Source organism: Rhizobium sp. 10N427, from assembly GCF_056394605.1.
On sequence record NZ_JBFTID010000001.1, the window covers coordinates 123861 to 148694 of the forward strand.

22 protein-coding genes and 1 riboswitch are annotated in these 24834 nt (G+C 59.3%); of the genes, 17 read left to right on the plus strand and 5 right to left on the minus strand.

Annotated features, from left to right (window positions below):
* Positions 1-81: 81 nt before the first annotated feature.
* The 3 genes from AC1DIJ_RS00460 to AC1DIJ_RS00470 form a co-directional block, all read right to left on the minus strand.
* Positions 82-1941, minus strand: coding sequence for an AAA family ATPase (locus tag AC1DIJ_RS00460; RefSeq protein WP_162705994.1), 1860 nt, complete (start codon positions 1939-1941; stop codon positions 82-84).
* 23 nt (positions 1942-1964) lie between these two features.
* Positions 1965-2588 (minus strand): hypothetical protein, encoded by a 624-nt coding sequence (locus AC1DIJ_RS00465; RefSeq protein WP_112388381.1) that lies wholly within the window; start codon positions 2586-2588, stop codon positions 1965-1967.
* Between the two features lie 357 nt (positions 2589-2945).
* A complete protein-coding gene (locus AC1DIJ_RS00470) occupies positions 2946-3146 on the minus strand; it encodes a Rossmann-fold NAD(P)-binding domain-containing protein (protein ID WP_112388382.1) in 201 nt (66 codons plus the stop codon).
* A gap of 128 nt (positions 3147-3274) precedes the next feature.
* On the opposite strand from AC1DIJ_RS00470, the gene AC1DIJ_RS00475 reads away from it, so the two are divergent.
* Both AC1DIJ_RS00475 and AC1DIJ_RS00480 read left to right on the plus strand, forming a co-directional pair.
* On the plus strand, positions 3275-3859 hold the full coding sequence (locus tag AC1DIJ_RS00475; protein WP_477831156.1) for a type II toxin-antitoxin system VapC family toxin: 585 nt from the start codon (positions 3275-3277) through the stop codon (positions 3857-3859).
* A gap of 188 nt (positions 3860-4047) precedes the next feature.
* Positions 4048-6111, plus strand: a complete 2064-nt coding sequence (locus AC1DIJ_RS00480) for a DNA cytosine methyltransferase (protein WP_477831157.1) — start codon at positions 4048-4050, stop codon at positions 6109-6111.
* Between the two features lie 161 nt (positions 6112-6272).
* Here AC1DIJ_RS00480 and AC1DIJ_RS00485 read toward each other — a convergent pair whose 3' ends face one another.
* Positions 6273-6944, minus strand: a complete 672-nt coding sequence (locus AC1DIJ_RS00485; RefSeq protein WP_112388385.1) for a hypothetical protein — start codon at positions 6942-6944, stop codon at positions 6273-6275.
* 732 nt (positions 6945-7676) lie between these two features.
* On the opposite strand from AC1DIJ_RS00485, the gene AC1DIJ_RS00490 reads away from it, so the two are divergent.
* The 9 genes from AC1DIJ_RS00490 to AC1DIJ_RS00530 all read left to right on the plus strand — a co-directional run bounded on the left by AC1DIJ_RS00490 (position 7677) and on the right by AC1DIJ_RS00530 (position 16984).
* A complete protein-coding gene (locus AC1DIJ_RS00490) occupies positions 7677-8021 on the plus strand; it encodes a hypothetical protein (protein ID WP_162705996.1) in 345 nt (114 codons plus the stop codon).
* A 69-nt stretch (positions 8022-8090) separates the two neighbouring features.
* The gene (locus tag AC1DIJ_RS00495; protein ID WP_112388387.1) at positions 8091-8435 is read left to right on the plus strand and encodes a hypothetical protein; all 345 of its coding nucleotides are present in this window, start codon (positions 8091-8093) and stop codon (positions 8433-8435) included.
* 99 nt (positions 8436-8534) lie between these two features.
* Complete coding sequence (locus tag AC1DIJ_RS00500) at positions 8535-8843, plus strand: hypothetical protein (protein WP_112388388.1); 309 nt, start codon at positions 8535-8537, stop codon at positions 8841-8843.
* A gap of 296 nt (positions 8844-9139) precedes the next feature.
* Positions 9140-9340: a hypothetical protein gene (locus tag AC1DIJ_RS00505; protein WP_112388389.1), complete on the plus strand. Its 201-nt coding sequence runs from the start codon at positions 9140-9142 to the stop codon at positions 9338-9340.
* Between the two features lie 107 nt (positions 9341-9447).
* Entirely contained in the window at positions 9448-10296 is an 849-nt protein-coding gene (locus AC1DIJ_RS00510) for a VOC family protein (protein WP_162705997.1), read from the plus strand.
* A gap of 11 nt (positions 10297-10307) precedes the next feature.
* A complete protein-coding gene (locus AC1DIJ_RS00515) occupies positions 10308-12650 on the plus strand; it encodes a hypothetical protein (protein ID WP_477831158.1) in 2343 nt (780 codons plus the stop codon).
* Positions 12651-12661: 11 nt separating this feature from the next.
* Positions 12662-13801, plus strand: coding sequence for an ATP-binding protein (locus tag AC1DIJ_RS00520; RefSeq protein ID WP_112388392.1), 1140 nt, complete (start codon positions 12662-12664; stop codon positions 13799-13801).
* Positions 13798-15636 carry a TniQ family protein gene (locus AC1DIJ_RS00525; RefSeq protein ID WP_477831159.1) on the plus strand — a complete coding sequence of 613 codons (1839 nt, stop codon included), beginning with the start codon at positions 13798-13800 and terminating at the stop codon, positions 15634-15636. Before AC1DIJ_RS00520 ends, AC1DIJ_RS00525 begins: the two co-directional genes overlap by 4 nt.
* A 214-nt stretch (positions 15637-15850) precedes the next feature.
* The gene (locus tag AC1DIJ_RS00530; protein ID WP_112388393.1) at positions 15851-16984 is read left to right on the plus strand and encodes an ROK family transcriptional regulator; all 1134 of its coding nucleotides are present in this window, start codon (positions 15851-15853) and stop codon (positions 16982-16984) included.
* Position 16985: 1 nt separating this feature from the next.
* On the opposite strand, the gene AC1DIJ_RS00535 is transcribed toward AC1DIJ_RS00530, so the two are convergent.
* Positions 16986-18032: a Gfo/Idh/MocA family protein gene (locus tag AC1DIJ_RS00535; protein WP_112388394.1), complete on the minus strand. Its 1047-nt coding sequence runs from the start codon at positions 18030-18032 to the stop codon at positions 16986-16988.
* A gap of 276 nt (positions 18033-18308) precedes the next feature.
* On the opposite strand from AC1DIJ_RS00535, the gene AC1DIJ_RS00540 reads away from it, so the two are divergent.
* The 6 genes from AC1DIJ_RS00540 to AC1DIJ_RS00565 all read left to right on the plus strand — a co-directional run bounded on the left by AC1DIJ_RS00540 (position 18309) and on the right by AC1DIJ_RS00565 (position 24696).
* Positions 18309-19607 (plus strand): extracellular solute-binding protein, encoded by a 1299-nt coding sequence (locus AC1DIJ_RS00540; RefSeq protein ID WP_112388395.1) that lies wholly within the window; start codon positions 18309-18311, stop codon positions 19605-19607.
* A gap of 69 nt (positions 19608-19676) precedes the next feature.
* Positions 19677-20606, plus strand: a complete 930-nt coding sequence (locus AC1DIJ_RS00545; protein ID WP_112388396.1) for a carbohydrate ABC transporter permease — start codon at positions 19677-19679, stop codon at positions 20604-20606.
* Positions 20603-21445, plus strand: coding sequence for a carbohydrate ABC transporter permease (locus AC1DIJ_RS00550; protein ID WP_112388397.1), 843 nt, complete (start codon positions 20603-20605; stop codon positions 21443-21445). Before AC1DIJ_RS00545 ends, AC1DIJ_RS00550 begins: the two co-directional genes overlap by 4 nt.
* A 39-nt stretch (positions 21446-21484) precedes the next feature.
* The gene (locus AC1DIJ_RS00555; RefSeq protein ID WP_112388398.1) at positions 21485-22723 is read left to right on the plus strand and encodes an ROK family transcriptional regulator; all 1239 of its coding nucleotides are present in this window, start codon (positions 21485-21487) and stop codon (positions 22721-22723) included.
* A 34-nt stretch (positions 22724-22757) separates the two neighbouring features.
* A complete protein-coding gene (locus AC1DIJ_RS00560; RefSeq protein WP_112388399.1) occupies positions 22758-23612 on the plus strand; it encodes a sugar phosphate isomerase/epimerase family protein in 855 nt (284 codons plus the stop codon).
* Positions 23613-23634: 22 nt separating this feature from the next.
* Positions 23635-24696: a sn-glycerol-3-phosphate ABC transporter ATP-binding protein UgpC gene (locus AC1DIJ_RS00565; protein ID WP_112388400.1), complete on the plus strand. Its 1062-nt coding sequence runs from the start codon at positions 23635-23637 to the stop codon at positions 24694-24696.
* Positions 24697-24737: 41 nt separating this feature from the next.
* Positions 24738-24834: riboswitch (TPP riboswitch) on the plus strand.

Here is a 24834-nt window from a genome sequence, read left to right on the forward strand (position 1 = left end):
CCCCGAGTATACATTGGTGCTACAGTCCCATAGACGACTTCGCCTCCCCGGCTTCGTGCCTGAAGAGTCGACTGTCTTGAATCACACGAAGCCGTCCTGAACTACGATAGCCCGAACTTCATAGCCGGGAACGACCTCGTGTTTTTCCAGAATCGATACCAACCGTTCGATCTTGGTTCGGTTCCGATCAACCATGGCGCACGCTCTGGCGAACTGTTCGCACAGCACGCGATCGACCTGCTGCCGGATATCGACATCATTCTCGCGGAGCCTCTGTAGGAGATCGGGTGTCGGTGCGTGGGTGTACGTAAGCGCGTCGCCCATGCCAAAGACGGCAATCATGAGAGTGGCAAGATCAGTCGCTAGCTGGAGGTCGGATCCGACGAACCCGCCCGCTCCGTCGAAGTGGTCACCGTAGAATACCTTCTCGGCCGCGATGCCGCCCAACAGCATAGCAATTTTGTTCAAATACGACTGGCGGTTTCCAAACGATGACGGCGGGACATTCCATTGGACATATCCTTGTGTTGGCTGACCCGCGATCTTCTGTTTCATGACGACCACGAAATTGATTTCGGCAACCGACAACTCCAATCCGACAACGGCGTGACCGGATTCATGGATGCTGGCGATCCGGCGCTCATCGCCTTCCAGCGGCCGCATGGGTGGCACGACGCTTAGAATGTCGGCGGCTTCAACTGGCCTTGCCTGTCGCCTCGCCTTCCGCTTGGCGTCTACGACATATTGCTTCAGATCGGCTCCCGAACGACCGACCGTCGCAGTAGCGATCGTCCGGATGTCGTCGGTCGCGATCTGCTCGGGCGCCAGGTGAAGCTGAACGATTTGTGCTCTGGTGTCGTGGTCGGGAAGCTCCAGAGCAAAGTGCCGGTCCAATCGTCCGGGTCGCCGAAGGCCGGGGTCAACTTTCTCTGGAAAGTTCGTAGCGCCGATGACGATAACGCCATTCCTCCCCGCGGCGCCGTCGAGCAGCTCAAGCAAAGCGTTTACGACCTCGATGTTGTAGTCGACGTTCTGACCAACGAACGAACCTCGATCTCCAATTGAGTCAATTTCGTCAAGCAGCAGAATGGTGGGACCGTCCAGCTCTGCTTGGAGGAAAGAGCCTCTCATTGCTTTGAGCATGTCGCCTAGGTGGCCGCGGCTCTGCCACTGGGCTGACGAAGTCGCGATGAAGTTTGCTCCGCATGAACGCGCGAGAGCCGCAGCAAACATGGTCTTCCCGGTGCCGGGCGGACCACTGAGCAGCAACCCCGATGACACGTCGTCCCAACGGATGCGATCCTGGCGCCAGTCGTTCAAGTCGACGATTAGATCCAGCGCCCATTGCTTGGCGTCCCCATATCCTTCAAGGTCTTCAATCCGAGGCTCCCAGGGCTGAGGCTTCACAAACCGCACAGGTTCGTTCGTTGTCGCCAATTTCTTGAGCACGACATCCAGGGGACGTCCCGGCCGGAGTGCCAAGAACAGCGTCTTGGCCGGATAGGTTGCGAGCGTCCGAGCGACCTCCAGTGGCATGTTCAACGCGACCGAAGACTTGGCCGCCGCAACGAGATGCCTGGGATTGATCGGCTGGACGTCAACGATGTCGTCGAGACCAACCTCCAGTTCAATGGGGATCGTCGCGCCATCTTGGATAAGGATCACGACCGCGGGCTTAAATCTCGTGAAATAGATGGCATCAGTCGCATCCGCATCGCCCGGCTTGGCTGAAGCCAGCAGGCTGGTGATGACATATCTCTCCAACCCGCACGATTTCAGGGTCGTCTCCGCCGCATCCCGGTACGCGTCGATCCATGCGCCGGGAGGCAACCGCAACCCGACCAGTCGATCGGGTCCAGCAAAAACCCTACCGCGCCGCAGCGCTGTTCGCACCGCGCAGGCATAGGTGTGCACTTCGAGCGTGGAAGCACGCTCGCTCAAGGGAACACTTCTCATTGGAGACCTCAAATACTGGCGCGGCGGACGATAGTGTCTGGCCCGAGGGCCTCGTCGAGATCGACTTTAACGACGCCTTTGAGGATCATCGAAGCAATCGACTGCATCGGTTTTCCATCCCTGACGGCTGACAAGCATTCCGCGAGCGTCAGGGAGCCGTACTCTTCCAGTGCCATCTGTATCCGGATCCTGTCGCCGAGCGCCGCCTCCCAATCCGCGTACCGAAGGAGATCCCGGGCGTTCTGCAATCGAGGCAGCGCCGCGAATTCTGTGGGCTGCACGAGTTGATATAGGCATCCTTTTCGGCGCACGGCGTCGCCAATCCATGCCGGGGCTTCCGTACCCGACGACACATCGACCAGCACGCTCGATGTTCCGAGGTTAACTTCGAAGTCCACGTTGTGCTGCTCGGCGGCGTCTTCGCAGCAATCGTCCTCGAGCACGGGATCGACGACACAGCGCCACTCAACGACGTCGGGTTCGATATCCAGAAGGCACGCGTAGTCTCGCGCAGCACGTGACCGAAAAAGCGGTCGGCCGATGCACTTCAAAGTACCTGCGGGGAAATAGGGTCTGTAGATCGGAAAGTCGCAAGCATCATTGCTTGCTGCATGAGCATTCAAGGTCCTCATGACCTCAACTCCGTCGGAACACAAATCTTGACGAGACCGGGATCCGTCCCGGGATCGGTCAACCTATTCGTAGTGCGAAGGAGTGGCTGGTGCTCATGGCGGAACAGATAGTGAACAACTCCCGAGCCGTCAACCGAAAATTTATTTCTCCTTAACGATTGCACGCCTCCCGGGAAATCGAAATGACCGCGGGATTGGCTGGACAGTGTATTGTAACGGGTCATTTCATTAACGATCGTTACGAAATTGCGCTGCGAAAACAGAGGGCTAGGCGGAGGTTGATCGAAACCTCTCCGGGCAATCTTGTTGAGACTGCGATCGCCGGTTACGCTCCGTTACCGAAATGCAAGGACAAGATCAGGGATCGAAGTTGTCATCGGCAAAGGGACCCGGTTTCGCAAACAGCTCCTCGAGCGTTTGCTTCACAGGTTCGAAGGTGATCACAAATCTGCCGTCGGTATCGACGACTCTCTGAGCGCCCCGCGCCTTCGCCGCATCCAAAACCTCTCGGATGCGATCCTCGGCTTCGTGTCTTTGCCAGTCAGAACTTTGCGACATCGGGCGGCCTCTTCCGGGACGACTAGAGCGAGCGCACTGTAACACCGAATTGGGAAGTGCCTACGATTTTTCAATAATCCGCCATCTGCCCGCACAGGAATTATCGTGTGAGAGAGTCGATGCTTCTGATGGACACGGACATTGTGAGTTTGATGGGCAATCCGAATGCCCCGCCCGGACTCCGGCCATGGCTGCTTGAAGTCGGCGTCCATCGTCTCGCGCTTTGCTATCCGGTGATTGCCGAACTCATGCGCGGCGCCAACCTCAAGATCCGAGACAACCCCGGCAAGGCCATCGCCATAGCGAACTGGGCCAAGGAGCTGATAGCAACGTCTTTCCACTTTCCGGAAATGTCCGTCGATGTCGCGATGAAATATGCCGAGATGACAGCGGTTCCCGGCCTGAAGCATATGTGGACCGTTCCCAGCAGTCAGAAGAGCAACAGGCTCGGCCACGACCTGTCAATTGCCGCCGTATCGATTGCTCATCGGCTACCGATCATGAGCGGCAATGTTCACGACTACCTTCTGATCCACCAGCTCTTCCCTCTCCCCGGTCTTTATCATCCTTTGGAGGCGCGCTGGTATATCGAACCGCCCTTCGAGGTGTCGTTGCCGGAGTTTGACCGTGATGCCTCGGATGATCGGATCGCGCTGCCGCGACTGCAGGCACGTACGAGAGCCGAAGAAATGGTCCCACGCTCCGCATGTTGACGATCCGTAGAAACGAATACTCACATTGAATTGCTTCAACCCATCAAGTGTTGAGCAGCACGAAAAGCTTTCCGCGACGACGTCGATAACCCGAAGACGGAAAAGCAGCTCCATTAAAATTGGACGTATTCCCTTTCCGGGACAGTAGGGTTCGGCCGGTAAGACAGCTCGGAATTATGGGGCTGATGATGACAGAGACCAATACTGCGATCGACACCGAAGCCGAGATCGATACTGAGGCTGAAGGGAGAGCCGCCACAGCGCTCAGAAAGCGAATCCTTCGGAATCGACGTCTGATGGCCAAGGCCCAGTTGGACATGATCGCCGACATCCATAAGATGCGTGGATCAATGAGCGAAGGTGATCTTCGCAGTTTTCTGTTAGTCGAATGCGGCGTGCCCCAGTCGGACGTCAAGGCGATCCTTTCCTTTGAAGAAGTCCTTGGAAGAGACGCAGGTCTTCTTCGCGAGCAGGCAACGCCGTTCGCGGTGATCAAGTCGATGATCAACTCGGACAAAGTCACTCGGGAGGCTGCGCTCCAGAGCATTGCTGCTGGGGACATCGTCGACGTCCGGACCATTGCGTTTCTCAAGCGGATGGCCTTGCGGTCCAAGATCGGGAACTACGCATATTCAGAGCGAAGCCGCCAGCGCGCGCTGAAGGCTGCGGCCAACGCGAAGACAGCCTCACTTGTAAAGAAGCTCGCAGAGAGTTCAGAAGCGCTGCTGATGCAGATCGACCGTCTTGTGCGATCCTACGAGCCTGACGAGATGACTGTCCACCTTCAACGAGTTGTCGAGTACGACGATTATTTGGCAGACGCAGTCGCCATCCGTGAAAGCGCCAAGATGGTTCTTCGGCAATTCCATGCGTTGTACGGTGAAATCGAAATACCCGAAGGCGGCCTAGCTTCATTGAAGGCGGGTCCCCGTAAACAACTGGCGGCAGCTCAGTTTGCTCTCACGCGCTTCGCCAAGGGGCTTTTCGGATACGGCCCGAACCAGAACGGTTTCGGATTCGAGCTGGGCTACATCTACAAGTACGAACTCCAGGAAGCGCTGGCGTACCTGTTACCCTGCATGACGCAGGCTGAGCCGGAGAGCCAGGAGCCGCCAATGGACCGGGAGCGTCTGCGCTTCGTCGAGATATGTGCTGGAGCCGGTGGGCAGGCAATCGGCCTCATGCAGGCCGGATTCGAGCCTGTCGCGCTCTACGATAAAGACGCGAACGCCACCAACACGCTGAACAAAAACTGGAACTGGATTGTCCGGAAAGCAGCTATTCAGGATGTGAAGGACATCGAGCTTCGCCAGTACCATGACATCGACCTTCTTGCGGGCGGCGTGGAGTGCAGAGCGTTCTCGGTTGCCGGGAAGCAGAAGGGCCAGAGGGACAAGCGGAACTTGTTCGACGAGGCCATCCGATATGTTGACATCATCCGACCACGAGCGTTCTTTTTCGAAAATGTTGACGGCTTCCGGAACGAGAAGTTCACCCACTACAGAGCGTCCGTCTTCAGACGGCTGAGGGCGCTCGGGTATCACATCCGCCTCCGCGTAATGCATGGTGAGAATTTTGGTCTTGCTCAAGCACGCAAGAGGGTAGTCCTTGTGGGGATTCGTCACGACCAGCAAGGTGTGTTCTCGATGCCTGCAGGCGACAGCCGCAAGATCGGCATGGCCGATGTCGTTGGGGATATGTTGTTCCCGCACAGAGGCAAGGGAGACACATCATACGATGAATGGTCCAGCAGATGGCTGGAGACCTATGGTCGCGAGCCCTCGTACACCGTGGTCTCGAGTCTCTTTAAGGCGAAACCAGAGATCATAGAGCGGTGGAGAGTCGAGAGTGGTTTCGAGATCGACATCGAGAAACTTGGCAAAAAGCCGCTCATGCCCGCCGAGATCCTCAGCCCATCGCAACTTCCCCATCTGACTGTAGCGGTTGCGAAAGCATTGCAGGGCTTTCCAGACGCATGGGAATTCGACGGAGCGCCCCATAAGCAATTCTATCAAATCGGAAACGCCTTTCCGCCGCAGATGTCCTGCGCGGTCGGGGTTGCCATCTCACACGCCTTGGAGACCCGCTTGCCAAACTCGGTGGTTCCGCCACCGCTCGTCCCCTTCGATGAGACCCTGATCGGCGTGAAGCCAACGACGGCTCAATCGTCGCTCCCCAAGTTGAATGCCGTGACAAGTGACTGGCTCGAGGCCATCGACGAGGAACTCGATATGCAAAGCGTAGACGCTTAAATGGCAATCTGAGCCGCCGCCTGCTGTGGCGGCGGCTCGCCTTGCGTTCCCGGCGTCGAACGCATGTTCGGTAGAATAGGCCTGGCCCGTCCGCGGCTATAGGCATCCATGCCGATACCCGGAACCAGCTTGCTATCGCTCTGGCATCATCAGACGATGCATCACCTCGACCGTCTGCGTGTCCTCTGCTCGAAGTGCTCCGATATCGTGTTCGCAATGTCCGTGTAGTCGAAGGCATTGGTCTGTTCGACGCATATGCCGTCCACCAGCACCTTGCCGTAACGGCTACCCCGTGACCAGACAAAACTGACCGCCTGCCCCGCAGCGTCATGTGCAGTCACAGTTTGCACGCCATCACCAACCGTAAATTCGATGTCTTCGCTGCTGACGCCAAATCCTTCGGCAAACTCGAAATAGGCGGCAGCGATCTCCGGAGCAACCTCCCTTTCGAGAAGAACATTCGGTATGATGACGCAGTCCTTCAGATAGGTGCCAATAGCTGAAGTGAACTGTGACGCGCTCTTGCAGTCGGAACGCTCCAGCGTCTCATTCTGCCTCTCGACGAATCCTACCCAGCCATCCTTGCCGATCTTCACCTCGGAGTGGATCAGGGCCGAAACTTTCAAGTCCTCCCATTCGGCCCTTGGCTTGCCGGTGTCATCGCTACCCGGTATCTCGATCTCTACCGGAAGCCTCCAGGCGCCGTCCTCACTCTTGAACACAAGATTCAATTCGCCGCCGATGCGCTCTCCACGCATCACGAGCCCGCGTTCTTTGAGTATGTGCCCGAACCGCTCTTTCAGCTCGATCATTATCTGCGCGTAATAGCCCATGGATTCATTACCTCGGTTTGTCCTGAGGGAATGATCTGCATCGCCGACGCAAGTCACAAATGACGAAGGATTCGCATCAAATTGTTGACAACAGAACTTAACGGGAACGCGCAAGCAACTGATAATGTTGGAAGAAACCGCTGGACTCGGCATGGTTAATATGCGTTAATTATGCCAGCCCTGAACGGAGGCTTTTTGATGAAGCGGATATCTTTCTTCATATTCGGTGCCTGACGCTCTTTCAGCGCTGGGCTGCAGCGGAGCGTCAGAATATGCGCCTGACACTCCAATTTCCGTGTCAAGAATCCAGAAACTATCATGCGAAAATAGCTGCTTCGACGAATTCCTCGCGATTCAGCCCTAGGTACGCTCCCTGACACGAAAATGAAATAGTTTGGGAATTGCAACTGGTTATCTGACTGGGGTTCCAAATGTACGCAGTAGACCGCCTCACACCACCCTGCACCGACGCAGCGTTTTTCGCCGTCATAGCCTGATCCCCTCCTGACATCTCCCCGATTTTATCTGGCTCCAAACCGATGCCGGAAACGACCACCCGTGTCTTGAGGAAATCTCCGCCGATGCTCGAACCGACCCGATCCGCACGCGATCCGCCGTGAAGTGAAACCGCCGCCGCGAGGCGGACCCTTGAACGTCCCACATCCCTTCGCCACTTTCCGGCACTCCCGGAAGAACGGCGACGCACGTCCACATGTCACCAATGGAGCCGACATGAACTCTGCAGCACTCCTCGCAACCCGCCTCTCTTCCACACGCTACACCCCGCAGGAAAGCAGCATCCACGTGATGTATGCCGAAAAGTGTGCACGCGCCATGCGCTTCGAAGATTACTCGTCGCGCTTCATGGCGATGAAGATGGAATGCCAGCTCGCCGGACTTCGCTGGTGCACGTCGCAGGAGTTTCGCAACCTTGCGCGCCTCTGCCGCGTGGGCGGTGATCGCTCTGCTCGCAACGGAGAATCTGCACACGAATACTTCTCCAACGAAGCGCCCGGCGAGGATCTCATCTTCCAGGACGACCACCTGTTCCGCTTTGCTCGCCGCCGCGGCCGCTAATCGCACTCCGCGTCGGCCGCCATCACGGCCGCCGACGTCTTCCCATGCACTACAGAAAAGGACAACGCGATGACCACCAGCGAATTCGACCGCCTGCTTCTTTACGCCCGTGCACTCACTTGGAACCAGTCGGACCTCAAGCAGATCATCGAGACCGACTACTTCCGCCACTTGGCCAACGCACTCACCAAGGCCGCGATGGATGCGGCCGAGCATCTCAGCGGCGACGAGAACGATCTCTGGCAGGACATGGCAAACGCCATCGACGCAATGAACCTGCGCTTGCGAGCCCGCGGGCGGGCTGAACTGCCGATCATGCCGTTCGAGGACTTCGAGAAGATAGTGAAATCGGGAGCGCGGCCCCGCCCCGCCTTCGCCGAACCTCTCGACGAGGTTCCGCCTGCCTCCGCGTAGTAGCCACCGCTCCCGCCAACGAACAGCAAACCGACGTGCGAACACGGCGGCGTCGACGCCTCCGATGCCGCCGCCATTCCGTTCAATAGGAGAAGCTCAATGAACTCTGCAACGCATGACCAGCGTGCCACCAAGAAGTCCAACGCCGTGGAACTGCCGATCGACGTCCGCCCCGCCAAATACGCGCAGTGGGAAGGAGAGACGCTCGCCAATGCAATGGCCGCTGCAGTCAGCTATCCGACGCACGCCTGGCGAATTTGGGCCGCGATGGCCGCCTGCATCCGCGAAATGAACGTCCACTTCAGGTCTCAGGGCGAACCGGAGCTCGAGCTTATCCCCTTCGGGACGTTCCGCGATCTCGTCCGGTTCTCACTAAACGTGAAAGGAGGGAAAAATGTCGCGGGATAGGTCCCCTGAACGCATCACGCAACACCGCGTTTCAAGCGATCCAGTGCGATGCGCGACTGTCGACAGGATGACTGGCCGGACCCACGTGTTCGGCAGCCTTGCTGAAATGCGTGCGTTCCGGAAATCGGAAAAGACCCGCTGCTCCAATTGGTCTCGCGACCGCTGCCGCTGCCGCGCGACCTAGTGACTTTACCAGAGCCATCGATCCAGCTCCGGTAGCCGACCCCCCAAAATCAATCAAACCGACCTGGTCGCCTACGCCGCCGGGATCGGCAACTGCGTCCCAAGGAGTTCCAATGAAGCACAACAGACAAGCCATCCGATCCCTCCAGGACCTTAAGGCCGCCCTCGACGACATAGGTCGTCACCGTCCGGTCGCGCGAAAGCGCACTGCTCACAACGATCTCAGCGAACGCATTGAGCTGGACGAGTACAAGACCGACCTCGAACGCTTCCTATTCGAAGCAGGCGCACTGAATACAAACCGGAACGAATAGCGCTGGACGTCCCGGCCTCCCAGCTTTGCCAATCACACTTCCCGCCTACGCCCACTTCGCCGTTCCGCGGCGAGGGCGATATTCCTTTTTTATCCACGGAGTATGCAATGACACGCATCCGACAAGTGATCCGGTACATGCACGAGCTCGAGGCCGGTTACGACCGAACCTTGCTTCCGCTGCCGACCGAGACCGTCTTTCTGAAGCCTGACGGCCCGCTGTCCGGCAGATACCTTCCGTTCGAGATCGAAGACGACGGTGAGGAGAATTTTGACCATCTCGCGGACTATCCGTGGGTCTGGCAGCCAACTCTCGAAGCTACGCCCTCACGCTGGTACCCGGCGAGGACAAAGGGGCACTCGAGAGGCACCATCGTCAACCCGCGCACCCGTAAGGCAGTCACCCACTCGAGCACGCATGAAATGAATCTCGCCTACATGCTTTGTGCTTCGCGCCAGATATCCCATGTCGAAGACCAGCCATCGGCAATCCCGATCATTCAGGAAGACGGGACAGAGAAGCACACCATCGACTACCGCACGACCATGGCCGGGACTGGTACGCGCGTCGTCGTCGCAGTGCGACCCACCCGACTGCTCGACAAGGACGGTCTGCCCTACACCGTCGACAGCATCAACACGCACTCGCTGGATGGCTTCGCCGACGAGGCAATCATTTTCACCGAGCGCGAGATCACGGATGCCCGCGGATGGAATGGTCGCAGCGTGCTGCGCGCCATCACCCAACCGTGCGTCGACGACAACGACAGGCTCAGGGACCACGCCGCTCGCTTCCAAGGCACAGTGGCGCTCCGCGATCTCATGTCGATTTTCGACAGCGAAGCCCACGCTTGGAATGCGGTCTGGTGCCTGGTCTTCCAGGAGGCACTGGCCCCTGTTCGTCCCGATCTGCGGCTGATCGATGCGCCCTTCGTCCGCTTCAACTTCAACCAGTGAGAGGAAACCGAATGCAGGATCAGCTCCGTGCAGCGCTTGCGCTGCAGCACGCGCCCGCCACGCTTCCGTTCATCCGCCTGCCAAAGGGTGCCAAGGTCACCGATCTCGGCATCGAGTACAACGTGCTCTACTGCGATCGCAACGGCGCCACGCTAAAGCGAATGGACGAGACGAACGCGACCATCAGCTTCACCCAGGCCGATCTCAACGAACGCCTGAACCGCAAGTCGAACCCCATGACCGTTGAGTTTGGCTTCTATTCGCATAGGAAGGCAAAGGCCCGGCTCAGCGGAGCTTCCAGTCTCAGCACACTGGCTCCGCAGCACCAAGACGAGATCCTTGAGAAGGAGTTTTTCGTCCGTGGTTTCTTTCGTCTCCGCGACGAGTACGAGGAGCAGAAGAGACGCTGCCGAATTGACGGCCTCGATCTTCCGCCTCCGGTCAGTACCTCGGCCGACGCCCTGGAACGCGTGATTCCTATTATTGCTGCCGAGTGGCGCAAGATCCAGCTCAAGGTCGGAAATAGGACGCGCGTCACCTACAGGACAAAAAAGAAAGTCGCCTGGACCGAGCCAAGGCCCTCCACGCTCAAGGGCTGGATCTCGGCGATGGTCGCGAACGACTTCGATCCTCTTTGTCTGAAAACGAACTACAGGCACGAGCGCGAAGAGTACTTCAACGCCGACGAGCTGGTCTTTCTCAACGAGGCCATTCGCGAAGCGTGCTCGCGAACGCAGCCAAACCTCGCCGCCATCCATAAGACGATGGAGGACAAGATCATCGCGGCGAACAAGCTTCGCGGCCCCGATGACCAGCTTCGCGTGCCGGTCCCGGAGACACTCCGAAACCGATACAATGACCTGCCGGACATGTGGCGGGAGCTTGGTCGTGAAGGCAAGGAAGAAGCCCGCCGAAACTGGCAGCCGGAGCACGGCGGTCTCGATGTCGTCCGCGCGCTCGAAAGGGTTGAGCTCGACGACCACGAGACGGATCTTCACTCCCTGCTCGTAAAGACGGGCGTCTGGCCAACCCTTTCAAAGGCGGAGAAGAAGCGCGTCAAGCGGATCCGGCTCTACATCACCGCAATGATCTGCGTGGCGTCGCGGAGCATCATCGCCCTGCACGTCAGCGCCGAACCGCCGTCGAAGAAGTCTGCAATGACCGCGCTTGAGATGGCGACGCGGGACAAGACCGACATCGCCCGGCGGCTGGGCTGCGTGTCGCCGTGGCGACAGGGCGGGACGATGGAGATGCTCGCGGTCGACAGCGCCGTGTACTTCGTTCACCGTCCATTCCGCGTGGCGGCAAACGATGCCGGTATCGATCTTTTCCTGCCTCCTGCGGGTGAAGCATCCATGCGTGGCTTCATCGAGCGGTGGTTTCTGACGTTCGCCAAGCAGATGTTCAACTACTTTCACGGCAGAACTTGGGGCTCGCCAGGCGCGAAGGGTGACTACGATTCCGAGGCGTTCGCGTCTGCTATGGCCGATCAGGTCGCGGAGTGCATGATCCGGTGGCTCGTCGATGGCTATCACAACGCCGAGCACTCGGAGATCAACGACTCCACGCCAAACAATCGCTGGCTTGAACTCGCCCGCGACTACGGTGTTCAACCTGGCCCGACCGGGGCACTGCGAACGCACCTGTTCGGAACATACGTCGAGCGCGTCATCAGCAAGAAAGGCTACCGCGTCGCTGGTCTCTATTTCCAGAGCAAGCAGTTGCAGCAGCTCCGCCGCAAAGCGAAGAAAGCCAAGGTGGTAGGCCGCGTGAACAACCACAGTCTCTTCAGCATTTCCGTGCTGACCGAGAACGGCTGGATCGAGGTTCCTTGCGTCCATAAGGAACTGGCCGGTGTCAGCATCTGGCAGTGGCTCGCGGCAACTGAGCGTCTGAAGCTTTTCAACCGCGAGAACGCCAAGGTTTCTCGCCAAACGCTTCTCGATACGTTCACCTGGCTGAAGCAGCAGGCAGAGATGGCGCGGCTCGAAGCCGGGCTCGTCAACCCCGTGCTCACGGATGACGATTTCCTGCGTTTCGAAAAAAAGATGGATCATGTCTTCGATCTCGTAGACGGCCCGGTCAAGGGCGAGCCTGTGCCCGAGGGCGAATGGCGGCCATCGAACGAGCTCTTCGCCGCCCTGCGTATCGAGCCCATCGTCTACGCCAAGAAGAAGGCGAGCGCACAGGCGGTCCGCGAGCAGGAGGACCAGTACGGCCGTCCTGAACTCGGGAAGGTGAGCAGGCCTGAAAAGCAAGATCACCAGGCAGCCGACAACAGGGAAGAGCAGACGCCGGAGACCGAAACCTCCGTTGTTCGCCGCATCAGCAACAATCTCTTCAACGACGAGTAAGGAGTGACTGCATGACACAGTTTGAAAAGGAATTTGACGCGAGACGCAGCCGTGCAGCCATCGACCATGTACGCGGACAAATGGGAGATAACCGTCTTGTTGTCGCCGATCGCATTGCGGAACTGTACGATCACTATATTGCAGTCGATCGGGACAAGCAGTTGCGCGCCGCGCTCCTAGCCTCGGTGGCCAGCGTTACAACGCCAATCACAGGCAAGCCTGACAAGCGCCGCATCGTGGCTGTTTCCGGTCGGTCTGGCGCCGGAAAGACCACCGCACTCATGAAGCACATCGGAACGATCAAGGCGATGGCGTCCTACACCGACGAGGATGGCGTACTCATTCACCCTGTTATCGTTCTGGATGCGCCCTCCCCGTGCACCCCACGTCTTCTCGCAATCACGGGCCTTGAAGCTCTCGGCCACGTGCCGCGGGACACCATCCGCGAGAGCGCAGCATGGCTGCTTTTCCGGCGGCTGCTCAAGGTCCACAAGGTCATGTGGGTCGTCATCGATGAAGCGCAAAATGCCATCGAGACCGCTACTCTACGCGAAGCCACCGTCATTGGCGATGCATTCAAATCCCTGACCCAGATGCCCGAGTGGCCCGTCCGCCTGATCCTCGCTGGCGTGGCACCGCTCGCGAGCTTCCTGGCCCGCAAGCAGCTTTACAATCGTCGGACAGTGATCCCTTTCGACACTATCGATGCTGACGGCAGCACCGAGGCAATCAAGGGAATCCTGGAAACGATTGTCGTTGACCATGCCCGCATGGAGATCCGCATCGATCTTTCGGAAAAGCCTGCCGAAGAAGACGATTCCGACGACGCCGAACGTATTCGGAAGGGCAGCTTCCTCCGTCGGCTCGTGCATGCGTGCGATGCAGAGTTCGGATCAACCGTACAGATGATCCGCGCCGCGGTCGAAATGGCCATCCTCGATGCGCGCGAGTTCGTCACGCAGGAAGACTTCGTCAGGACTTACGCGTCGTTCTCCGGATGCAGGCCGAACAAGAACGTTTTCAAGGCGGCCAACTGGGAGGAACTCGATCCTGCTACAGCTTTCCTTCGCGACGACGACCGTGCCTGGGAGGAGGCCAAGCTGAAGTCCAAAGGAAAGAACGCGACAAAGCACGGAGTGCGCCCTCAATGAACAGGCTTGCCGAGCTACTTCCCTTCAACGCTGGCGAAACCGTCGCCAGCCACTGCTCGCGGCTTGCTGCCGCGAGCGGTTACGAGCGCGCTTATTCCTTCGGCACCGATCACGGCTTTCGCTTTTTCAGTCTTGCGGTCGGCAATCAGAAAGCGATCGAGGCTTACGCCGATGTACTGCAGGTTCACGCGTCAGATCTGACTCCGGGAGTGATGAAGCCGAGCGGGAACTTCCTCCTAATCGGCGGCGAGCAAGAAATTGAGATGTCGATGTTGGAACGCTCCCGGCTTAGGTATTGCCCGCGTTGTCTCGAGGATGATGAGAGATTTGGCGAAGGACGCCGCGGGCATCGAGCGTTCGGTCGGCTGACATGGCAGATTAAGTCTGTCAGGTCTTGCCGCCGCCACGGCATCAGACTGTTCACATCACCATTGCGGCCCGACCCGATGTTCCTCCACGATTTCGCGGCCGAGCTGCAAGCGGAACTTGTCCGCACCAAGTCTGCACCTCCGGCGGCGGAAAAAATGAAGACAGATAACCTGCAACTCTATACGGAGGCGCGCCTTGCGGGAGACAAGACGATGTCTCCATGGCTGGACACCTTCCCTTTGTACGTCGCGTTGAAAATCTGCGAAACGATCGGAGCATGCGAGCGTCATGGCATTGATTTTCGGGCAGCTGCTCTTGATGAGCGCGAGTGGTCGACATGCGCGGGTATGGGCTTCGATCTGGTCCATGGCGGTCCCGCATCACTTGAAGAGTCCCTACGGTCTCAAATGGTTCGATTTCAGGACGCTTACCCAAGATCGCTCGGGCGGAGTGGCCTTGGGTCTCTCTATAGACAGTTGACCTTCCATTCGCTCGAGCAGGAATATCGTCCCATTCGGGAAATAATCCGGAACGTAGGACTTGAGACGCTGCCTCTTGCGCCAGGCGACTATTTTCTTGGACCCRTCACTGAGCGTCGCGTACATTCTGTCTCCTCCGCGGCACAGCAGTTCAAAGTCAATACTCGGATGCTGTTGAACCAACTGATCAACGCAGGCGCTGTGCCAGTGTCTGCGAGATCAACGACACCGGAGCGGGTTCTCCTTGACGCCAAGCTCATGGAGTCGCACGCGAGGGAACTCAAGCGGAAGCTCAATGTGCGTTCCGCGAGTGCATACCTCGGCATCGATGAGACCTCTTTTCGAGCCTTGGTCAAGCATGGACACATCATCTCAGCTAGCTCGATGGGATCACTCGACACTGCCAGGCTCGACTGGACATTCGATCAGAGGGTCCTCGACGAAGTGGTGGCGAAGGTTGCCTCGGCCGCTTCCTGTTCTCACACCAATGGACTCTGCAGTATCCAGGAAGCAGCGCGCGCCGGGGCGACCAATTTGGTGGTCGTGATCGAGAAGATACTTGACGGCGCGATCAAGACGGTAGGCATCGACACCAATGAGAACGGATTTGGCCGGATCAAGGTCGATCCCAACGAAGTGAAGCGTTGTACAGCCGTGCAACCGCATGGCTGTTATACCTTCGCAGAGGTGAGCAGGCTTATTCCCATTGATGGCCGCGTTGTCAGCGCGCTCGTGGCTGAAGGCCGCTTGCCGACTGTTCAGCGGCCGGTCCTACGCCGGGGATCCAACCATACCGTGATCGAACCTGAGGCCCTTCACGAATTCACCCGGCAGTACGTAGCGCTACCGCGGCTCAGTGAAGATGCGGGGATTGCTAGACCTACCTTGATGGGAAAACTCGATCACGCAGGAGTGGCTCCCGCCTTCATCGCGGCGGGAACGCGGTTTTACCGACGATCAGACGTCGATCCCGTGCGTTTCCGATAGCTGCTTTCAAAAACCGATTGCCAACAAAGCCGGGCTTGATCCCGGCTTTTCTTTTTGCTTATTGCTGTTGGCCAGTTTTAGCTTTCTTTTTGGCTAATCCTCGTTGCTTTCTTCGCGAGCCGGTGCCAAATTTCAATAGGTTACAGGTGCGATGGTCAAAACATCGATGGGTTTATCAGATACAAAAGCAAGTCAGTGCTCAAGAAAGACGGTCATGCGGTATCTTCGATCAGGGCCGCGGCGTCAGACCCAGGAACCGGGCGTTGCGCGCGGCAAAACGGTTGGTTTGCGATCCGGGGAGATCGCCGACCGGAATATCCGCGTCATCCTGGAGGCGATCCGCCGACATGGGCCGCTGACGCGGATGGAGCTAGGCCAGCACTCCGGACTGACCGGCCCAGGGATCACCAACATCCTTCGCCGCCTCGGCGAAGAAGGCCTTGTGACCTCGAACCGGCGCAATGGCGCGGGCGGCGGGGCGGCCGCTGCCGAATTCGCATTGCGCCCGGGTGGGGCCTTTTCGATCGGCATCAGGATCCGTGAACGCCGCTGCGAAGCCGTGCTGATCGATCTCAGCGGCCAGGTGCATGACCGCGCCTATTTCCAGCCAGATCCAGCTGCCATGGTGACGTCCGTCCACAGCGCCATCAAGGAAATGATGGACCGCCACGCGGCCTTGCCGATCATCGGTGCAGGCATCGGCTCGAATATCTGGACGGACGAGCAGAACGAGGCGCTTGCTGCGCTCTCCGGACTTCCGAAGCCCGAGGTCGAAAACGAATGTACCGCCAGCCTGCTGGCCGAGCGCACGATCGGCAGCCCGGCAACGGTGGGCGGCCTTGCGATGATCATTCTCGACGAGGACGTCCAGGCCGGCTTCCTCGTCCGCGGCGCGCCCTATTCCGGCGTTCATGGCAGGGCGGGCGGCATTGGCGAAATGCTGACCGGTCCCGACAATGTCAGGCTGAACAGCGTGGCCGGGTTCGGAGCACTGCGCGCGGCTGTCGGCAGCGAGACCTTTGCACGCGTTCTCGAAGATGGTGAGGCCTCGCCGCACGAACTCGGGCAGTGGATCCGCGACGCCGCAAGCCATCTGCTCGACCCGATCATCGCGATCGCCGGCTTCGTCGCCCCGAGCGTCATCATGATCGGCAGCGATCTGCCGCGGGCTACCATCGAGGCGCTGATCCATCAGTTGTCGGTGGAGCGCCGCGATACCTCGAAGCGCCCGTTCCTGACGCCGTGGATCTCGCCGATGAAACCGGCCAGCTTCAGCGGCGGCGGCATTGCGCTCGGGGCGGCATTGCTGCCGTTCCTCAACACCCTGCTGCCGCCGGTTTCGGCCTGATCTATGCCAGCGCTTCGTCCGTACGGCTGAGATCGGAAGCGAGCGCCTTGTCCAGAACCTTCTGGATATTGGCCGCCCGCCGGAACGACGGCTCCTGCGTCTTCCCGGCACGCACCGCCTGGACGAAACGCTGGTAGTTGGTCTCGACGGGATCGAAGCCGATATCGCGCCAGGTCGCGGTGTGCACGTCCTCGCCAAGGCAGGCGCGCAGCGTCGATTTTCCGGTGTCGTAGATCATTTCGATCGAACCGGTCTCGCCATAGACGCGAAGGCGCAGCTGGTCCATCTGCCCCGCTGCCGTTCGTGTCGCCTGGATGGTGCCGATCGCCCCTGAGGTGAAATCGACATTCATCGTGAAGCTGTCATTGGCGTCGAGATCATACTCACCGATCTTGTCGCCCGGCGCCTTGTTGAAAGTCTTCAACCTCGCAAAGACATGGGCGACGTCGAGCCCCGAACCATAAGAGGCGAAATCGACGATGTGGATGCCAATATCGCCGAGCGCGCCGTTCGAGCCGTGCTTCTTGCTAAGCCGCCACAGCCATTTGCTCTCGCTCTTCCAGTCGCCCCAGTGGCGGCCGACCAGCCAGCTCTGCAGATGCGAAGCCTCGACATGCCTGACAGCGCCGATCTCGCCAGCCAGCACCATCTGCCTTCCCTTCTGGAGAGCCGGCGAATTGCGGTAGGTGAAATTCACCATACCGACCTTGCCCGATTTCTCGATCGCTTCGGTCATTTCCATCGCCTTGGTGGCATCCGTTGCGAGCGGTTTTTCGCAGAACACATGCTTGCCAGCGGCGATCGCCTGCAGCGTCGTCGGATGATGGATTCGATCGGGGGTGACATTGGCGACAGCATCGAATTCGCCCCAAGCCAGCGCCTCCTCAAGCGTGCTGAACTGCTTGGCTATGCCGTGTTCGGCGCAAAAAGCCGCCAGCCGCTCGGGCACGACATCGACGCCGCCGACAACGCTGACCCCTTCGATCTCCTTGAACCGCGCAGCGTGCTGGTTCGCCATTCCGCCAGTGCCGAGAATGAGTAATCGCATCTTATCCTCCATAGATATCACGTTCGGCCACCACGTCGGCAGCCGGGCAAAACACATCCTGTGCGTGTTGCGACGGTCGCAAGACGCCTGTTCGATCCGTGGGAAACCGGGTTTTAACCCGCCTAACTTGTGTTGAATGTCGCCAGCATCTCATTCCTCCCAAGTGCGGCTTGACATCAAATCAAAGTAACTTAATCTAATTAATGCAGCATGGAATTGAGGAGAGGTCAACTGACCACCAGGCTGTATCCGTTGAAAATGGGGAGGAGACCCATCATGAAGAGAGCGTTCGTCGGCGCATTGGCGCTGAGCACAATGTTATTTTCAGTGCCTGCCGCATTTGCCCAAGAACTGGCGACGAAGGACAGGATCGGCCTTGCCGATGCACCGAAGTCCCTCGTCGTTCGCCTGACAAACGACAGTCCCAACAATGCCGACGCAAAGATCGCCGAAGGCTACCAGAAACTCTTCGTCGATTTCATCAAGAAGCATCCCGACTGGAAGCTGCAGATGCAGTTCATGTCGGCCGATATCGGCACCGAACAGGCCAAGATGCTCGAGCAGGCCAAGGCCGGCAACGCGCCGGATTGCGCCGCGGTCGATTCCTTCGTGCTCTCGCAGTTCATGGTCAATCACGTGCTGGCGGATTTCACGCCATACTTCTCGAAGGAAGAAGTGGACGACCTCTTCCCCTTCATCCGCGAGGGCATCACCGACAAGGACAAGAGCGTCCGCGCCTGGTGGTGGGATACCGACTTGCGCGTGCTCTATCGCAACAAGTCGATCGTCGCCGACGCGCCCCAGACCTGGGACGACCTGAAGAAGGCCGGCATCGCATCTGTCGGCGAAGGCATGGAGGGAATCCTCTTCAACGCCGGCCGTTATGAGGGCTCGACCTTCGACTGGCTCGCCAACTATTGGGCACTCGGCGGCAAACTGGTCGACGACACAGGCAAGCCGATCTTTGGCGAAGGTGAAAACAAGGAGAAGTTCCTCAAGGCGCTCAACTATTACAAGGACCTCGTCGATTCAGGTGCCGCACCGAAGCGCGTGACGACGATCGGTAACTATGACGACCTGAACGCGGCGGCTGCGGCCGGAACCACCGCCCTCTTCATCGGCGGCAACTGGCAATATGCACAGCTGAAGGCCACGCTCGACGACGAAGAGTTCAAGAACTGGACCTTCTCGCCGATCCCCGGTCCGACCGCCGACCAGCGCTCAACGGGAACCGGCGGCTGGACGATCGCATCCTTCGCCAAGGACAAGGACAAGGTCGAGATGTGCGCCAACCTCGCCCGCGAGGTCTATATGGGACCGGCAAACGCTCTGCAGCAGCAGCTTCCGACGCGCAAGTCGCTGTTCACGAAATATGATGTCTTCTCGACCGAAGCCAACAAGACCTTCGCCGACGCCCTGGTGAACGGTCAGGCGCGGCCGGGTGCACCGATCTATCCTGAGATCTCCAACCAGATCCAGATCATGATGGGTGACGTCCTCTCCGGCACCAAGAAGCCGGAAGAAGCACTGGACGGCGCGTTCAATGCGACGATGGAGGCTTACAAGCGTCTCTAGAGATTGTGATCGTGGCGGCGCCCGGAAATGGGCGCCGCCGGCATTCCCAAACCCGGACAGAGAAGCCCAATGAGCCCTATCGCCATCGAGGCCGTCAGCCCGCCTCACAGCAGATCGTTCATGCGCCGTTTCGCCGGGGCACCCTTGCCCTGGATCATGCCCGTGATCATCGTCATAGGCATCTTCTATCTCTACCCCGTCATCGACGTGTTCCGCCTGTCGTTCACCAATGCCACGCTGATCGGCGACAATCAGGATTATACACTCGGCTCGATCTCCAATGCGCTGAGCTCGCCGCAGCTGCCTGATATCCTGTGGGCAACGCTGATCTTCGTCGGCGGGAGCGTTATCGGCCAGCAGATCCTCGGACTTGCCGTCGCGGTCGTCGTCGTTCGAGGCGAAAAGCGCGGCCTGTTCGGCACGACGATCCTGCGCACCACGGCGCTTGTCGCCTGGGTAGTCCCGGGTATCGCCGGCGGCATCATCTGGCAGATGCTGTTTTCCGAAGCGCCTTATGGCGCGCTGAACAGCATCCTCAGAATGATGCACCTGCCCGCCGTCGCCTGGCTCTCGGATCCGTCGATCGCGCCCTGGTCGGCGCTGATATCCAACATCTGGCGCGGTGCGGCTTTCTCGATGGTCGTCATGTATGCGGCACTGAAGGCGATCGACCCCTCGCTCTACGAGGCGGCGGAAGTGGATGGCGCAACCGGATCGCAGCAGTTCTTCTTCGTTACCATTCCTCAGCTGCGCGCCGCGATCCTGGTCAACATGATCCTGATCACCATCATGACGCTGAACACCTTCGACGCGATCATCACGCTGACAGGTGGCGGTCCCGGCCGTGCGACGGAAGTGATCTCGCTTTACGTCTTCAACATCGTCTTCAGAAATTACGACCTGTCGGGCGGCAGCGTTCTCTCCGTGCTGATGCTGATCATCAGTCTCGGGCTCGCCTTCGTCTATGCGTCGTTCCTGCCCAAGGAGGAAGAGCAATGAGCGGGCGCACCGGCACGCGGTTTGGCGATTTTCTGAGCTATCTGTTCATGCTGGCGATGTTCGTTTTCTTCGCCGGCCCCCTCTCCTATCTGCTGTCGATGGCGATGCGCGACCGGCGCGAGATCTATCGCGGCGTCGCCCGCTACATCCCACACAATCCGACGATGGAAAACTTCGTCGCCGTTCTCAACAACAGCTATTTCCCGCTTTATCTGTGGAACGGGCTGAAGCTTGCGGCGCTCAGCGGTCTCGGCGTTCTCATCGTGGCGCTGCCTGCAGCCTATGCCTTCTCGCGCTTCCACTTTCGCGGCAAGGGCCTGTCGATGATGGGGTTGCTGCTCTTCCAGATGATCTCGCCGCTTGTGATCATGGTGCCGCTCTATCGCTACATGAACAAGCTAGGCCTGCTCGACACGCATTTTGCCGTCGTCATGGTCTATATCGCGCTCGGGGTGCCGCTGGCGACCTGGCTGTTGAAGAGCACAGTCGATAGCATCCCGCGCAGTCTTGACGAGGCCGCGATGATCGATGGCTGCAATCGCTTCTCGGTGTTCTGGCGTATCGTCCTGCCGCTCTCGGCGCCGGGCATCGCCTCGGTCTTTATTATCACCGTCATTGCCGGATGGTCGCAATTCCTCGTGCCTTTTCTGCTGCTGACCCAAAACAATCTGATGCCGATCGGCGTCGGTATCTTTAACTTCCGCGGCATGCAGACCGACTCGTCGATCCAGCTGCTTGCCGCCGCCTGCCTGATCTCCGTCGTACCGGCGATCGTGGCCTTCCTGTCGCTCCAGAGACTGATTCTCGGCGCGATGACCAGCGGCGCAGTCAAGGGATGAGACCGGTCTGATGCCGATGGAAGATGAAGGATCGCGACCATGAACCAGACCGCGGGCGTCAAGCTCTCCCCCGATCTATCGGGGGCAAATGTCGAAGATGCAGGCGAGCATAACCGCGCCGTCGTGCTGCGCTGCATCCACCGGCAGGCCCCGATTTCGCGGGCGGAGATTGCAAGACAGACCGGCTTCACCAAGCCGGCCATCGCCCGCATCGTCGACCGGCTGCTGGACGAGGGCCTGATCATCGAGGCTCGGCGCCGCCACGGTTTGCGCGGACAGCCCGCCATCGAGCTCGAGATCAATCCGGACGCGTTCTTCGCCATCGGCATCAATATCGACCGCGATCACCTGACCATCCTTGCCGTCGACGCGGTCGGCAATGTGCGTGCCCGCGTGCATCACGAAAAGCGCTACATTCTGCCTGCCGAATTCATGCAGCTGTCGGCCGACGCGATATCACATTTTCAGCGCAGCCGCCTGATCGACGACGCTCATCTGGCCGGTATCGGTCTCGCCATGCCGGACTGGCTGGGCGAAATATCCTTTCCAGGCAAGCCGGCCGACTATTCCGAATGGCTGGAATTCGACGTGCGCACCGCGATCGAAGGCCTGACGCAGCACCCCGTCTTCATCGAGAACGAAACCAATGCCGCGGCACTGGCCGAACTCGACTATGGGCTCGGCGCCGAAAGCCGCAGCTTCCTCTACATCGCCATAAATGCCTGCCCCGGCGGCGGACTGGTGCTGGATGGCAATGGCCACCGCGGCGCCATGGGCCTTAGCGGCGAAATCGGCTGGCTGCCGATTGCCGACGGTAAGGACGAGCGGGCGCAGAAGGTGCGGCTGCTCGGCGAGATCTTTTCCCTGTTCTGCCTTTACGAGTTCCTCGCGGAACACGGCATCAAGGTCAGCGTACCGCAGGATCTACTGACGCTCGATACGCGCGGAAAGCGGCTGGTCTCGCAATGGCTGCGGGAGATGAGCGCCCATTTGGCCGTCGCTGTCCGGCATATCGGCATGATCATCGATCCCGACGCCATCCTGGTCGGCGGGCGGCTGCCGATCCGCATGATCGACGAGCTGCTGCGCTATGTACATGAGCATCTCGATGCCGCCGACGCCGCTTTGCCGTCGCTTCACCGCGCCTCGCTTGGCGACGATGCTTCGGCGATCGGTGCTGCGGCCATGCCAATGGCGGCAGCGCTGATGCTAGCGTCGTCAGATGAGGTTCAACGCACGCGTTCACCCCTGAAATACATGGATCGCCTGAACAACTAGAACAGCCGCCGCGGCGGCGCCTGGGAGGATTTTGATGAAGATCGGTTTCTATACGTCGACGTTCAACGACCGGCCGCTGGAAGAAGTGGTCGATTTCGCGGCCTCCGCCGGTTTCGATGCCATCGAGATCGATGTCGGCGGGCATATCAAGACGCCCGACAAGGTCCGCTCTGCCGTGGCACTCGCTCGCGAGCGCAATCTCTACGTCTCCTCCATCACCTATTTCGGCAACCAGCTCGACGCCGACAATGCCAAGCGCAAGGATCTGCGCTCGCGCACCTCGGAATTCGCCCAGGCGATCGGCGAGGCTGGTGTGCCGATCTTTGTGATCTTCCCGGGACGCAACGATGAAGCCAGCGACGAGGCCAATTATGACGACTTCGCCGCCTACACCAACGGCCTGATTGCCGAGACGGCATCGAGCGGCCTGATCTTCGCGATCGAAAACTGGCCAGGGCCGAAGGACAATTTCGTCGGCACGACGCCGAGGGGCTACGACGAGCTGTTCAAGCGCATTCCAGACCGCCGCTTCGGGCTGGAATTCGACCCCTCGCACTTCCTGCGCATCGGCGTCGATCCCTATAAGGCGCTCGAGGACGTCAAGGACCGCATTGCCATCCTCCATGCCAAGGACACCGCGATCGATCCCGCCGTACAGCAGGCCGTCGGCTATCACGGCAAGGGCTGGTGGCAATACAAGCTGCCCGGCCTCGGCCTTCTTGACTGGACGAAATTCCTGCGCCAGGCCGTGAGCTACGGTTTCGACGGCACGATCTCGATCGAGCATGAGGATGCCGCCTACGGCTGGCCGGGCAAGGACCTGGAGGCCCGCAAGGAGGGCGAGCGCGTCGGCCTCGGCTTTCTCAGAAACACCTTGAACACGCTCTGATCGCGGCCTGGGGAGGACGACAATGGCTCATGTTTCCGTGAATAATGCCCGCAAGGACTATGGCGCGTTCAAGGCCATCAAGGGCGTATCGGTCGATATCCGCGACGGCGAGTTCGTGGTTCTCGTCGGACCGTCCGGCTGCGGAAAATCGACGCTGCTCAGGATGATCGCCGGCCTCGAGGGCATTACCCGCGGTGAGATCCAGATCGGCAAGCACATCGTCAACGAGCTGGCACCGAAGGACCGGGACATCGCCATGGTGTTCCAGAACTATGCGCTCTATCCGCATATGACGGTTGCCAAGAACATGGGCTTCTCGCTGCGGCTGAAGCGTATGCCGCGAGAGGAGATAGACAAGCGCGTCGGCAATGCCGCCAAGATTCTCGGCCTCGAAAGCCTGCTCGAACGCTATCCGAAACAGCTCTCCGGCGGCCAGCGCCAGCGTGTTGCCATGGGCCGGGCAATCGTGCGCGACCCGGCCGTCTTCCTCTTCGACGAACCGCTCTCCAATCTCGATGCCAAGCTGCGCGTCCAGATGCGCTCGGAGATCAAGGAACTGCACCAGCGGCTGCAGACGACGACGATCTACGTCACCCACGACCAGATCGAGGCCATGACCATGGCCGACAAGATCGTCGTCATGAAGGACGGCCGCATCGAGCAGTCCGGTTCTCCGCTCGATCTCTACGACCGGCCCAACAACCTGTTCGTCGCGGGCTTCATCGGCTCGCCCGCCATGAACTTCATCAAGGGCAGCATGACGGATGTGGGTTTCCGCACCGAAGACGGCATCATCCTCCCAAGCGACCGCCGTCCGGGCGATGCCGTAACCTACGGCATCCGCCCCGAACATCTCCGGCTCGACCCCGGTGGCATCGAGATCACCACTGTCGTCGTTGAGCCGACGGGATCGGAAACCCTCGTCATCGCCAGACTCGGTACGCAGACCATCAGCTGCGTCTTCCGCGAGCGGATCAGAGCAGCGCCCGGCGATGTCCTGAAGGTTGCGCCCATTCATGATGCCGTTCATCTCTTCGATGAAGGCGAGCAGCGTATCGTCAGCGGCGAGGCCCGGCTGAACTGATAGGGCGTGACAAGCCGCCGATAATTTGCGATGACGAAGGCGTTGAGAGACAGGGGCGTTCGCCGGAAGGCGGGCTGAGAAGTACCCTTTGAACCTGAACCAGATAATGCTGGCGGAGGGAGTCGCTCGAGGCCCTTC